This window comes from Natrinema gari JCM 14663 (assembly GCF_000337175.1).
GTDB classification, from domain to species: domain Archaea; phylum Halobacteriota; class Halobacteria; order Halobacteriales; family Natrialbaceae; genus Natrinema; species Natrinema gari.
In genome coordinates this window covers 1-11868 of the sequence record NZ_AOIJ01000005.1, presented here as the reverse complement: position 1 = coordinate 11868, position 11868 = coordinate 1, and the positions used below count along the sequence as shown (strand labels likewise).

The following is an 11868-nucleotide window of genomic DNA, read 5'->3' as shown; positions in this document are numbered from 1 at the left end:
GCACACGACATTGTCTTGTTCGGGGCGATAGATATCAACTTCTACCTAATTCCCAGATGTTTAGAATCGTACTTAAAGACCGCCACAATGCCTATTTTACGACAGTCGAAAGCAATTCGGGACTGTCGTGTCTGCCGGCCTGTCGGGCCGATCATGTTGTCCCCGACCGAGGCCGTCACGGCGACGGTCGCTTGTCAGAGGCACAATCGCCGCTACGGGATGGGGCGGCGACTATTACCGTATTACTCAAAAGAGTACTATCTTACTCGTGAGTAGTTCGATATTATCCTGACACAACGCCTTTGTCGGCCGCTGTCGTACGCTTGAGTGCCGGATTCAACCGGCTGCCAAATACCAGCATCAACTGGGGCGGCTCTGCCGCCTGTGACTCCTACACTTTCTCGAGTACCTACTGCACATACCTCACCTCCAATAGGTGAAATAGCTACAGTAGCTACCTTAGCTAAGGTTCCTACTGCACCTATTACAGTAGAACTAAGGGCCTGCCGAATTATGCTTACATCGCCTGCTGAAACAGTACTCGGCACAATAGGGACCTATTGTGCCTACTGCAGTGGGCGGAGTCACACAATATGGTAGCTACGAACGACCCACGTGCGGTTAGCGTCGTCATTCTCAAGGGCGGCGTTGGAAAGAGCACAACCTCGATGAATCTTGCCCGCCAACTCGCAGAGCGGGGCGATGTCCTGTTTGCCGATCTCGACCCGAACGGCCACGCGACTAACGGCCTCGGCTTCGAGGATGCATACCAGGGCGATGTAAACCTCGGTGACGTAATTCTCGAGGGAGCGGCGACGCCTGCCGACCTCATTCAACCGACCGAGTACGGCTTCGATCTCTTGCCGTCGTCGAACACGCTCGAGGATGTCGAGAAAGACCTCGCAGGGGCGATGCAAGGGTCCGCACGGGTCAAATCGAAGATTGTCGACCCGCTGCTCGGTGACGAGTACGACTACATTGTGTTCGACTGTCCGGCGTATCCGGGGATGCTCAACAACAATGCCCTCGTCGCGACGGGCAACGTCATGATCCCGATCGAACCCGGCTCGAGGGCGATCGGCGGCTACAAGCGGACGATGGAACGACTCATCGAGCCCGCACGCGAGTACATCGATGTCGACGTGCTCGCAGTCATCCCGAACAAGCTCTCCGATCGGATCGACCAACAGACCGAAGACCGCGAGCTACTCGAGAATCTGAATACGGCCAGCTACGAAGTGAATCCGGGCCAGCCACTCCAAGAGGCCGTCCCCGAGTTCGCGCGTATCACGGCCGATGAGTTCGACCAAATCGACGCCGGCGAGATCGCGACGCCGAAACCCGGTATCCGACATCGCTCGGCACTCTCCCGATCGCTGCAGCACAATCAGCCACTGCAGGATTACGACCCGGAGAGTGACCAGATTCCATACTACGAGGAACTCGCCAGCATCGTCGCGAACGGAGGGGGTGGCCGATGAGCAACCCGTTTGATGACCTCGAGAGTGACGACGGTCGCGATGACGAGCCCGCAGTGGGTTCAGTCTCCGATTCGACACCCGAAACGGACCGCAGGCCGTCAGCCGAACCGACAGGAGAGACAGACCCGAGTGAATCTGGCCCGTCGTTTGAATACAGCGAGGTACGACAGAAGCCGCTGTACGCTCGTGCCAGCGAGTGGGATGCATTCGAGAAGAACTTGCGAACGACGATCGCACCGAAACTCGCGGAGGCGGACGTCGTCGACGAGGAAACGCGGGAGGTTCACAATGCCGTGCTCAAACTGGCGAACGAGGAACCCGAACGCGTCGCTGAAATCCTGCTCGAGGAACGGCGACAGTCGAAGTAACAGTTCAGCCCCCGTCGCTAATTTTTCGCTGAACGAACTTCGGTGCGTCCTCGAGACACACCACGCGGGAGCGATAAATCCCACACTCCCGATCGCGGTCGTCTTCGCCGTAGACGTTCTCGAGACTCGCGTCCATCATCTGGCGCGTGTTCCTGACGTGGTCCCACCCGCCCGTCGGGTAGGTCGACCACAGGTGAAACGGGCCGTCGTAGCCGTCGTACTCGCCCTCGCTGTCGTAGGCGAGCCACCACTCGTGGTCGGCCGCGAGTTCGAAGTAGACGGCTATCTCGGCCGCCTCGAGCGCCCGTCGCCACGCCGCCGGCTCGATCTCGTCGTTGCCCTTTCGACCGTCCATCACGGCGACGACCGGGCGAACCTCTGCCGACGGGGCGAAGGGCGTCCCAGACGATTCGACCAGGCGCTGGCGCGCAGTTGTGGGTTGTCTGTGGGGGCTCATTTGGACTCGCCTCGAATCTCGCTGCCCGTCTCGGCTGCCGTTTCGACGGCCGGAATCACGGCGTCGGCGTCGTGGATATCTGTTCGGAACGTCACCGCGGCCTTGTCGGCTGGCCGTGTCGGACCGCCACTGAAATAGTCCTCAAACGACCGCTCTGCTCGCGGGACGCCGTCGGTGGGAACGACCATCCCGGTTGCGTAGCCGGTCCCGGCGGCGAGCGCCACGTCGACCGTTACATTCCCAGCGGTATGCGAGACGTAGGCGTCGGACCGAAACAGTCCGTGGAGTAGCCACGGCGCTGGCAGGCCATAGACGAGCGTTCGCGTTCCAGCCCCGCCGTCGTGGGTGGCCGTCTCGTCGCGGAGTCGGAGATTGGTCACGGCAGGCACCTCCCGGTACAGACGATTGTCTCGCCGTCCCGATCGGGAGCGACGTGAACGTGATCGACGTCGCGCCACGTCCCGCAGTCGTCGCACTGGTCCATCCATTTGAACCGCGGCGAATCGCAAAGACACTCTCCCCGCGGGAGCGCACACCACTCACACCGCTTCTCTCGAGTCCCGTTCATTCGGAATCACGCTCCGGGGCGAGCATGTCGCGCTCCCACTCGTCCATGAGCGATTTGAACATACTCTCGTCGCTCGGTGCTGGGATGTGCTCGTTCTTGCACGCCTCTCGAATCTGATCGAAGCGCTCCCGTTGGCGCTCCGAGATTTCAATCTGTGCATGGTCGTCCTCGAGCGGCGTTCGGCCCCAGTCGATCTCGCCGGTACACGTCGCCCGGAAGTCCGCAAACGAGTGGTAGACCGACTGGGGGCCGTTGTAGATCGTCTGTTCGTCTTCGGGAACGCTTTCGGGAATCCACTCGAGGATGAGGAATCCCGACGGGAAGCGGTAGCCCCACGCTTCGAACCCCTCCGGGCCGGTGTAGTGGAACGGGCCGGCGGGTGGGTCACCGTCACTCATCGCTCGCTCTCCGATCGTTCAGTATCCGTGTGGGGTGTACGGGCGTTTCCGCCGTCAGTGGCTGCAACTAAGGTCTGTTGCTCGCCGTCGACGAACGTCGGTTCGTCGGCCGGGTCGAAGTTCATTATCAGGCGCTCCGTTACCTTTTCCTCCGACTCGTCCTTCTCCGTCCCCGACTTGTGGTAGTGGCCGCGAGTTACCTCGTTCCATCCCTCATACAGCCCTTCGGGCCGATCGGTGTAGGNCTCGTCCTTCTCCGTCCCCGACTTGTGGTAGTGGCCGCGAGTTACCTCGTTCCATCCCTCATACAGCCCTTCGGGCCGATCGGTGTAGGAGACCATCGCATAGCCGTCTATCCCCTCGAGCGCGCCCGCCAGTTCCGCGTGGCTGAAGTCGTCCACCCGGTACGAGTGCTCTTTGTCCAAGTACGGCGGGTCCAAGTAGAATACAACGTCGGGTGCGTCGTAGTGATCGATCACGTCGACGACGTGCCGGTTCTGGATTGACACGCCCTGAAGCCGCTCGCAAATCTCGTCGACGCGATCCGGGACGGACTGCCACGTTCTTGACTCGCCGACTCGGGTCCGGGGAGTATCGCGCTTGAATCCCCTCGGTCCTTCGTACTTCCCCGCGAACTGCGAGTAACGAAGGAACAGGAACCGACCGGCCCGTTCTATCGGATCGTCCGGCCGCTCGCCGGAGTAGAACGCTCGAGTCCATTTGTTGTGTAGCTCCTCACTGTAAGGAGTGCGACGGACCCACTCGCGCAGCTCGTCGGGACGATCTCGAGCAACCTCGAAGAACTGGACGAGATCGCCATCCAAGTCGTTGTACACTTCGACGTTGCTCCGTTCCTTGTTGAGTAGAACGGCAGCGGAGCCGCCAAACGGTTCGACGTATACCGTGTGGTCGGGAATGTGGTCGATTACCCAGTTCGACAGTCGGGTTTTTCCGCCGACGTAAGGGAAGACACTCAGCGCCACGTTGACCCCCCCACCGATCGATAAGTTCCGCCCGAGGATGCCGTACCATCACCCATCGTCACCACCCCGTCGCAGGTTCAGGTGACGCTGTCCAACCCTCGCAACGCGCATGTACTCGGTTCCGACGACTTCGGCGACATCGGTCCGCGAGACCAGTTCGGGCTCGAAGCCGTCGCGTTCGTGATAGCGCACCGGGACCGGCCGCCCGTCGACGCGGGGGTGCCACAGCAGCCGGGCCAATTCGGTGTTGGGTTCGGGCTCGAGATCGGGGTTCGGCTCGAGCGCGTAGAACCACGTCCACCCGGTCTTGGGGTCGCGACATCGGAGGACCTCGTCGCTCGAAAGTCGTGCCAGCGGGTCATCCCGCGGGGGCTGTTCGACACCGCTCGATTCCGTCGGTCGGTGGTCAACACTCATACTCGTATCCTGTGATTCCGGCGTGCTCGTGTATGCGAGCCGCCCGAATCCTATTTCAATTATTTGTGTAATTTACGGATAAGTGTTATCCAGACAGACGCGGGCCTCGACTGGTCGAGCCCCCCGAAATCAATGGAATCGATGGTGGCGAGAGCCTCACCTCTCGAGCCCTGCAATCGGCCCCAAGGGATATGCCCGCCGACAGTGACGACCATCATGGCCGGTTGACAGTCCGGCCGGAAGACAGGGCAGGCGGCTTTTCCCGGGCCGTTGGCTTTCACGCCGATGGAACTACGCCCCTCGAGTCCCGACTGTCGGATATGTCCCAGTCCCGAACCGCACGCTTTCGTGGTCGCTCCCCACCCGATCGCGACGCCGAGTGGGAGGGCTCGACGGTCGCCCGGCGGGGAACGAATCACGACGGGAGCGCTGTCTGTGCGGTCACCGGCACGACTGTGGCACTGTCGGACGCCCACTATCTGGTGACGTTACGCAAGCCCGCGCTGGGGGTCTTGAACGACTACGATACGACGAGTTGATCGTCGCCGACGGCGCGCTCGAGGAACTGGACGCGTGGCTCGAAAAAGAGGACTGAAACGATTTAGACTGTCGTCACCCGATATAGGTGGCCCTCGTCCATCGCGCCGTTCAACTCTCGGATCGCGTCTTGCCAGTCGCCGACCGTCTCGAAACCCGAGAGTTCCCGGTAGGGGGCGAGCGCCTCGTCGTCGCTGGGATCGACCGCCGCGATCTGTTCGACGCGACAGTCGCCTTGTTTTTCCCCGAGTCGCGATTCGCGCCACCAGGTATCGCCGGTCGTGCGATCGTCGACGCGGAAGGTGACGACCTCGCCGTGTTCGACGAGCTGTCCACGGGCGATCGCGTCGGCGAAGACGATCGGTCCGACGTGGGCGCTGTCACTCATCGTCTGACCTCCGGGCCGCGAGTCCCGTCCGTAACGCCGGCCAGATACTGCGCGAGCGGCAGTGGTCCCTCGGAGACGTCCGGGACGCAACCGTCGTGGTAGAACGATCCGAAGGCCACACCCATCATTTCGCCGTCGCCGATCTTGTCGTCACACTTTCGGCAGACGATCGCGACCTCGTCGGGCAACTCGCCGCGGCCGTACTCGAGGTCGGGGAGATCGGCCAGCGTCTCGAGGACCGTAACGTCGCAGATTCCACNCTCCTGTAGCCGAAGGGATGTCCGATCGACCTGTTCCTGTGCGAGAGTGATGGTCGGGCTCATTCGGAATCACGCTCCTTGTCCGTCTGTAGTGAACGGCGTGTCCCCCTCTCTTTGCAGAAGGGGCAACGTAGGATGACGCCTACATCAATATCATCTTCCACAAATATCCAACTATCCTTCTCATCGGCGTTACCACATTCTGGACAAACGAATCGGTCCGTACTGCTTATGGATTCATTGCCACTCATTGGTTTCCCCTCCGAACCCAGCAGGTTCTCGATCGACGATCCCCGGCGTCAGCCGTTCGACATCGATGTCCCCGTCGGCCGCTTCGACGCGGAAGAAATCGCCGTCGCCGCCCTCGAGCCGTGCCGGATGTGGCCAGCCTTCGATATCACCCATCCAGACGACAAAGGGCTCGGTGTACTCCGAGACTGTCGCGAATATATCGGCCATGTCCGCTGGCGATGTGTTCGCCACGTTGTGGTAGTCCGCGCCACTGAATGGGTCGTCGGACTCGTTGCCCCCTCCGTAGGTCGTAAAGCCGAGTAGGAGCGACCACTCCCAACCGGGATACTCGCTGCGGTCGACGTACTCGCGGGTGTCCATCTGTTCGACGAGGGTGTCCGACGCGTCGTCCTCGAGCCCCTCCGGGTCGGTGATCTTGACGCCCGTGCCGTAGGAGTTACGCTCGACCTCGATGTAGTCGTAGTCCTGCGGATGCAACGGCGTGAACCGAATCGTCTCACCCATCGGTCTCNCTCACAACCGTTCACAACCACATCGTGTGAGCTGTTCCAGGTTCCGCAGTGTGGACACTTCACTTCCATTGGATTTTCTCGCGTATGCTCCGAATCGCTGTGTAGCCGAACGGATTTTTGTTCGGTCTTGTCGGAGTCACTCATTCGGAATCCCCCAGGAGTGGCTCGAGGTCGACGGTGTGAACCTGACGGATGTGTGGACTAATCCCGATCACCGATGGGTCGACGTCGGGATCCGAACACACCCAGACGTCGATATCGGCGTTGCCCTCGCGGACCTGTTCTTTGTCGATCTCGAGGTGATCGAACGCCGCGGGCGGGATCATGACCCGAAGGTCGCCACCTGGATCCTTGATGTTCCGGCCCATCGGATTCTCCCGCCCGTCGAGTTTGCTGCCGACCAACTCACCGACGAGAAAGCCGTCCTCAGTTTCGGCGAACCGAACGGCTTGCGCGACGCCGGCCTGTCCGAGCACGTCAAGCGCGCGCTTAATCGAGACACTGACGGACCCGTCTTCGTAGCGGGCCGTTTGCTGTGCGACACATTCGAAACGCGATTGTAGGTCTGTCATGGCTAATCCTTGCATGGGGAACACCGGGCGCTTGCCCTGTATCGTAACATAGCTACGACATTGCATAAATAGCTGTCGACGACGGGCGACTATACCGTCTCGAAGCGTCGCAGGGCTGCCTGCTCGCTCTCCGGATCGCCCGGTTCGGGGTCGGGAGACCCGGTCTCCTCGGTCACTTCCTCGAGTTTCTCGAGGTAGTGCCAGTATCCGTTCTGGAAGATCGTGGTCGTATCGCAGCTATCGAACCCAGTTCGGTAGGCCCAGACGAGTCCGTCCGCGCCGCCGGGATTTCCGACGTGGGCTCGGAGATCGCGCCCGCGGGCTTCGGCCACGATTTGCTCGCCGTGGGCGCGTTTCCACCGCTTTGGCCCACCGACGAAGACACCTTGACAGCCTTCGATCGCGTCGAACTGTTCTGCGAGCGGCCGGCCGGGCTGGAGCACCCAATAGCGGGCAAGTTCACCGGACCGCAGCGGGAGCGGCCGGTCGTACAGCCACTCCCGGTGGCGGTCGATCGTTGCCCCGGCGTCGCCGTACACGTCCGGTAAGACGATGAAATCCGGTACCGTCGGCATTTCGAGCAACGACTGTTCGACCGTCTCGAGCCACTTCTCGGCGTCGAAGGAATCGGTGTATGCGCCGTTGTCGACGAAGTACGGGCCGTCGTGGGGCGTCATCTTCTGTGGGGTCCAACCGACCCCGTGCGTGTGCGATGGGGCGTGCTCGCGGGCCTTCCGGAGGTTATCAGGGGACGCGCCGGTGTAGTAGAGCCTCACGCTTCCCACCTCGAGAGTGCCGCCTGTCCCGCCGCATCGGCGTCGATCGCCCGGCCGTCATGTTCCTGCACCCCCTCGCGGGCCATCGTCAACGCAACTTCGAGTCCGCATTCCTCGGGCGTCTCGAGGACAGGTTTGATCTCTGGATGTTTCGTCTTCGGGCCGTGGGCTTCGGTCCACGGCGCGAGTGCAACGGTCGCGTTCCCGCTGCCGTTCCACTGGTGGATGTACAGATACGGCGCGTTCTCGCGGGTCAACGCCTCGGGACCCTCACCGCGGACGTCGATCTCTGTGCCCGCGTCGGCGTCGTCACGGCGGTAGTAGACGATACTCTCCCGATTCTCGAGATAGTACGTCTCGAGCGTGTAGCCGGCGGGCGCGTCGAAGACGGCCTCGCAGACGTCAGGATGGGACCACGCCGACGGATCGGTGTCGTCCATCCATTCCCGCGCAGCGTCGAGCGCGCCGGCCAGTGCGTCGTCTCGGTCGTCACGGTCGTACTCCCGGCGCTCGAGTTCGATGTTCGATGCGAAGCCGTCCACGCGGCTGTCGGTGACGCGCACCGAGACAGCGGAGAGCGTATCGAAGATACCGACCGAACAGTCGTGCTCGCGCGAGCGAAAGACGAGCCCGTTCGACCGGTCGTCGGGGTCGTACAGCCAGCCATTGACCGCGGCGGGCAGCTCGTAGCCGTCGGGAGTTGATGGTTCGGGCACAGTCACACCTCCCGCGGGGCCGGCGACACGACCTCGCCGATCTCCTCGAGCGAGTCGATGTTTTCGGGCCAGCGGGACTCGTCGTTACACCAGGACATCCCGCGACCGACGCCGGTGACGTCGTCGTTGGTCTGCCACGGCGTGAGTACGGCGGCCGGCAGCCGATCGAAGTGCGAGCGCAGCGCCCCGACGTAGGTCTCACTGCCGATCAACACGACGGCGTCAAACTCGCCGTCGGAGAGCACACGCTCGAGGTCGCGGGCGACGTCATGCGACCACGCCCGAACGCCCGCCTCGGGGAGTTCGTCAAGCGAGCGGTCGTAGTACGCGAGTTCCGTGTCGTGACGGACCAGTCCGTACTCGGCGGACATGATGTAGTAGGCCTCGGAATGACGGGCGTAGCGGTCCTTGCAGGGGTGCACGCTCGAGTCGTAGAGTTCGCGAGCGGGGACCGTCTCGCCGGCCGGGAGGTCCTGTTTGGTTTCGCCACAGGAGACGACGGTACAGACCGTGGGTCGGTTCATCGTTCACCTCGAGCACGGACGGCGTCTTTGCGTGGTGCGTCGGCGTAGCCGGGGACGTTCTCACGGCAGTACTCACGGGCGGCCTCGAGCGAGTCGAAGACTTCGCTGCCGCCGTAGGTCCGTGTATCGACGTAGGTATCGGGGAGGTTCGGAGCGACCCAGCCCTCGGTCGTCGTATCAATTTCGACCTTCCGAACGACGGAATAGTTGACCACATAGCGGTCGGCTGGGTCGCCATGCGACGCCGGCCGGTGGGGCCGGATTTTGACCCTCGTCATGGTATCCTCGCCAACCGCGAGCGCGTCCTCTGGCGTGGGGTTGGGAACGGCGTAGTTCTCTCGCCCGTCGCGAGGATCGTACCAGATAACGCCGGCGGTCTCACTCGCGGCGTAGCGCGTGTGAGCGTAGTGCGTTCGCTTCTCGAGCGTGACGCCGATCTCTGGCGTGTCGCCGACCGCCTCGAGAGTCGTCTGGTCGGCGTTCATCGGTTGTCCTCCTGAAGCGTCCAGCGGTCGCGCTCGCGAAGCTTCGCGGCGGCCTTGACGATGGTCGCGCCGAAGTCGGGGGCTCGCGGATGGTCGTTGCCGTGGGTGACTGTCAGGGTCACAATGCCGCCCGTCACGTCGTCGACGAGGGCGGTAAAGCGCGGGTGGTCGGCCCACATCGCATCCGTATGAGGGTCGGGGACCGCGTCGGGGTCGGCTCGCGCTTCGATACAGCGCCACGTCTGTCCGCGTTCAATCTCGAGTCTGTCTGTCGTCGGCTGTCGTTGCATTGGGGAACACCGGGCGTTTGCCCGTACCGTAGGATAGTTACGATATACCATAAAGATACCGGAGACTGTTGAGTAGCCTACTCGAGCGGCGCGAAAAACGCAAAATCGATGATCGGCGTTAGTCGCCGAACTGTAGCGTCTCGTTATCGCAGAGGAAACAGCCACAGCGGTCGAACGGCACCTCGCCCTCGCTCGAGGCGATGCCGTGGTCTTGGACCGCGTCGCGGACCTGCTGCGCTTTCGTGACGATCGCCTCGAAGCGCTCGGGATCGAATTCGAAAAAGCCGTCTTCGGGCCACGTCCGANCCGCGTCGCGGACCTGCTGCGCTTTCGTGACGATCGCCTCGAAGCGCTCGGGATCGAATTCGAAAAAGCCGTCTTCGGGCCACGTCCGAACTTCGAGGTCGCCCTTGTTGACGTAGACCACTTGCCCGTACTCCGCTCCCGTTGCGGCCATGTAGACGTGCATCTGATCGAGGTGCCGGTCTTTTGGCGGGTCGAAGCGGTACCACCCGTTTCGGGACTTGAAGTCGTAGACGGCGTTTGCAGCCGGATCGTAGCAGTCCGTGTGACCGACGAACCGAACGCCGTCGCGCTCGAGTTCGACCGCTTTCTCAAATTCAGCATCGACGTGGTCGCCGACGTAGTCCTCGATAAACTCGTGAATCAGCGTCCCAGTTTGGAACGTTCCGAGGATGTCGGTGTGGTCCTTGAGTCCGAGTTTACCGAGGTACGCCTGTCGCTTGCACGCAGCGATCTGCGACGGGTGCATCGTTGCGGCGTCGCGCTCGACGTGACTCTCCGAGTCGTTCGCTCGCTCGAGGGCGAGCTGTAGTTCGCGCTCGAAGTCGATCGATTCCGGTTCGGCCGCTTGCTGTGCGTCGCTCATGCGTCACCACATCCGGGGCAGATGAACGTGTCCGAGTCGGAGAGATCGGCCTCGTCCCATTCGGAGTAGCGGATAATCGCTTCGGGGGGCCCCTCGTAGCCACACGCACAGATCATCGTCTCGTGATCGGGTTCATCGAGATAGCCGTGTTCCTGTGCCGCTCGCGCGTACCGTCGGACGTTCTTGTCGATGTTGCTAAAGTCGATATTCATGCCTTCTGCACCTCGGTATCGTTCGAATTGGATCGTTCCATCATTGGGGAACACCGGGTCACTGCGACCCTATCCGTAACATAGTTACGATACATCATAAAACTACCGGAGTGACACTGTAGGCACTCGAGAATGGTAGAATCGGCGGCGTCGATGAACCCGGTGTTCCCCAACAACAGGTGTGTGACGCCGCCGGTCGGTACTCCGCAACGGATGGTGAAAAAGTTCCCGTTCGCCAGTGCTGGATTCAACCCGCCTCTCGAGCGGCCAAATTCGGCTGCCGTCTTGCGATTGAATCGGTATCTTTATACTACATCGTAACCATGTTACGATTGGGTGGCAGAGAGCTACCCGGTGTTCCCCAGATGCACGGCAAACCATCGAATCTGACGGCAGAGTCGTACAGCGAAACAATCGAAGACCTCGTAGCGCTGAAATCGGCGCTGGCAAGTACGGACTGCGTGGAATCGTTCGACGTGAATCACGATGAGAACGGCCGCATTCGCGGCCGTGTGTCGCTGCGACACTCTGAAGCGTTCCACGAGTTCAACGATGTTCTCATGGATCACCCGATCCGCATGAGCGGTATCTACAGCGACACGCGCATCGAGGAGACGCCCGACGGTAGCAGTCGGCAGGCTGTCGAGGTTCGCGTGTTGATCCTCGAAACGCGGTAGACGGGCGTCTCGAGGCCGGAGATAGGGAAGTAGCGTTCATCGAAATTTCCAATTTTCGTAAAGCGGCATAGGGTGTACAGGGATCGGGTAGCGGAGGGGACTCGAG

At 61.7% G+C, this 11868-nt stretch carries 20 protein-coding genes; 4 read left to right on the top strand and 16 right to left on the bottom strand.

The window, feature by feature from the left end; translation table 11 throughout:
- Positions 1-593 precede the first annotated feature (593 nt).
- Positions 594-1481: a ParA family protein gene (locus tag C486_RS00115; RefSeq protein WP_049909951.1), complete on the top strand. Its 888-nt coding sequence runs from the start codon at positions 594-596 to the stop codon at positions 1479-1481.
- Positions 1478-1849: a hypothetical protein gene (locus tag C486_RS00110; RefSeq protein WP_008451527.1), complete on the top strand. Its 372-nt coding sequence runs from the start codon at positions 1478-1480 to the stop codon at positions 1847-1849. Before C486_RS00115 ends, C486_RS00110 begins: the two co-directional genes overlap by 4 nt.
- A 4-nt stretch (positions 1850-1853) precedes the next feature.
- Here C486_RS00110 and C486_RS00105 read toward each other — a convergent pair whose 3' ends face one another.
- The 6 genes from C486_RS00105 to C486_RS00085 all read right to left on the bottom strand — a co-directional run bounded on the left by C486_RS00105 (position 1854) and on the right by C486_RS00085 (position 4672).
- Positions 1854-2306 carry a hypothetical protein gene (locus C486_RS00105; RefSeq protein ID WP_193787462.1) on the bottom strand — a complete coding sequence of 151 codons (453 nt, stop codon included), beginning with the start codon at positions 2304-2306 and terminating at the stop codon, positions 1854-1856.
- Positions 2303-2686: a hypothetical protein gene (locus C486_RS00100; RefSeq protein WP_008451524.1), complete on the bottom strand. Its 384-nt coding sequence runs from the start codon at positions 2684-2686 to the stop codon at positions 2303-2305. Before C486_RS00100 ends, C486_RS00105 begins: the two co-directional genes overlap by 4 nt.
- Positions 2683-2874 (bottom strand): hypothetical protein, encoded by a 192-nt coding sequence (locus C486_RS20685; RefSeq protein ID WP_152419087.1) that lies wholly within the window; start codon positions 2872-2874, stop codon positions 2683-2685. Before C486_RS20685 ends, C486_RS00100 begins: the two co-directional genes overlap by 4 nt.
- Entirely contained in the window at positions 2871-3272 is a 402-nt protein-coding gene (locus tag C486_RS21865; RefSeq protein WP_008451521.1) for a hypothetical protein, read from the bottom strand. Before C486_RS21865 ends, C486_RS20685 begins: the two co-directional genes overlap by 4 nt.
- A complete protein-coding gene (locus C486_RS00090; RefSeq protein ID WP_008451519.1) occupies positions 3269-4255 on the bottom strand; it encodes a DNA adenine methylase in 987 nt (328 codons plus the stop codon). The genes C486_RS21865 and C486_RS00090 overlap by 4 nt, the downstream gene beginning before the upstream one ends.
- 48 nt (positions 4256-4303) lie before the next feature.
- Positions 4304-4672 (bottom strand): hypothetical protein, encoded by a 369-nt coding sequence (locus C486_RS00085; protein ID WP_008451517.1) that lies wholly within the window; start codon positions 4670-4672, stop codon positions 4304-4306.
- Positions 4673-4992: 320 nt separating this feature from the next.
- Here C486_RS00085 and C486_RS00080 point away from each other — a divergent pair, with 320 nt between their 5' ends.
- The gene (locus C486_RS00080) at positions 4993-5211 is read left to right on the top strand and encodes a hypothetical protein (protein ID WP_008451514.1); all 219 of its coding nucleotides are present in this window, start codon (positions 4993-4995) and stop codon (positions 5209-5211) included.
- Between the two features lie 62 nt (positions 5212-5273).
- Here C486_RS00080 and C486_RS00075 read toward each other — a convergent pair whose 3' ends face one another.
- From C486_RS00075 to C486_RS00025, 10 genes are all read right to left on the bottom strand, one after another.
- Positions 5274-5597: a hypothetical protein gene (locus C486_RS00075; RefSeq protein WP_008451513.1), complete on the bottom strand. Its 324-nt coding sequence runs from the start codon at positions 5595-5597 to the stop codon at positions 5274-5276.
- A 497-nt stretch (positions 5598-6094) separates the two neighbouring features.
- Positions 6095-6613 carry a hypothetical protein gene (locus C486_RS00065; RefSeq protein WP_008451509.1) on the bottom strand — a complete coding sequence of 173 codons (519 nt, stop codon included), beginning with the start codon at positions 6611-6613 and terminating at the stop codon, positions 6095-6097.
- A 148-nt stretch (positions 6614-6761) separates the two neighbouring features.
- Positions 6762-7193 carry a hypothetical protein gene (locus C486_RS00060; RefSeq protein ID WP_241432443.1) on the bottom strand — a complete coding sequence of 144 codons (432 nt, stop codon included), beginning with the start codon at positions 7191-7193 and terminating at the stop codon, positions 6762-6764.
- A gap of 89 nt (positions 7194-7282) precedes the next feature.
- Positions 7283-7969 carry a hypothetical protein gene (locus tag C486_RS00055; RefSeq protein WP_169316565.1) on the bottom strand — a complete coding sequence of 229 codons (687 nt, stop codon included), beginning with the start codon at positions 7967-7969 and terminating at the stop codon, positions 7283-7285.
- On the bottom strand, positions 7966-8685 hold the full coding sequence (locus C486_RS00050) for a hypothetical protein (protein ID WP_049909950.1): 720 nt from the start codon (positions 8683-8685) through the stop codon (positions 7966-7968). The genes C486_RS00055 and C486_RS00050 overlap by 4 nt, the downstream gene beginning before the upstream one ends.
- A gap of 2 nt (positions 8686-8687) precedes the next feature.
- Complete coding sequence (locus C486_RS00045; RefSeq protein WP_008451502.1) at positions 8688-9209, bottom strand: DUF6884 domain-containing protein; 522 nt, start codon at positions 9207-9209, stop codon at positions 8688-8690.
- Positions 9206-9694: a hypothetical protein gene (locus tag C486_RS00040; protein WP_008451500.1), complete on the bottom strand. Its 489-nt coding sequence runs from the start codon at positions 9692-9694 to the stop codon at positions 9206-9208. The genes C486_RS00045 and C486_RS00040 overlap by 4 nt, the downstream gene beginning before the upstream one ends.
- Entirely contained in the window at positions 9691-9984 is a 294-nt protein-coding gene (locus C486_RS00035; protein ID WP_008451498.1) for a hypothetical protein, read from the bottom strand. The genes C486_RS00040 and C486_RS00035 overlap by 4 nt, the downstream gene beginning before the upstream one ends.
- 118 nt (positions 9985-10102) lie before the next feature.
- On the bottom strand, positions 10103-10756 hold the full coding sequence (locus tag C486_RS00030; protein WP_449289186.1) for a PD-(D/E)XK nuclease family protein: 654 nt from the start codon (positions 10754-10756) through the stop codon (positions 10103-10105).
- Between the two features lie 113 nt (positions 10757-10869).
- Positions 10870-11085: a hypothetical protein gene (locus tag C486_RS00025; protein WP_008451495.1), complete on the bottom strand. Its 216-nt coding sequence runs from the start codon at positions 11083-11085 to the stop codon at positions 10870-10872.
- A 365-nt stretch (positions 11086-11450) separates the two neighbouring features.
- Here C486_RS00025 and C486_RS00020 point away from each other — a divergent pair, with 365 nt between their 5' ends.
- Positions 11451-11762 (top strand): hypothetical protein, encoded by a 312-nt coding sequence (locus C486_RS00020; RefSeq protein WP_008451492.1) that lies wholly within the window; start codon positions 11451-11453, stop codon positions 11760-11762.
- Positions 11763-11868: the final 106 nt, after the last annotated feature.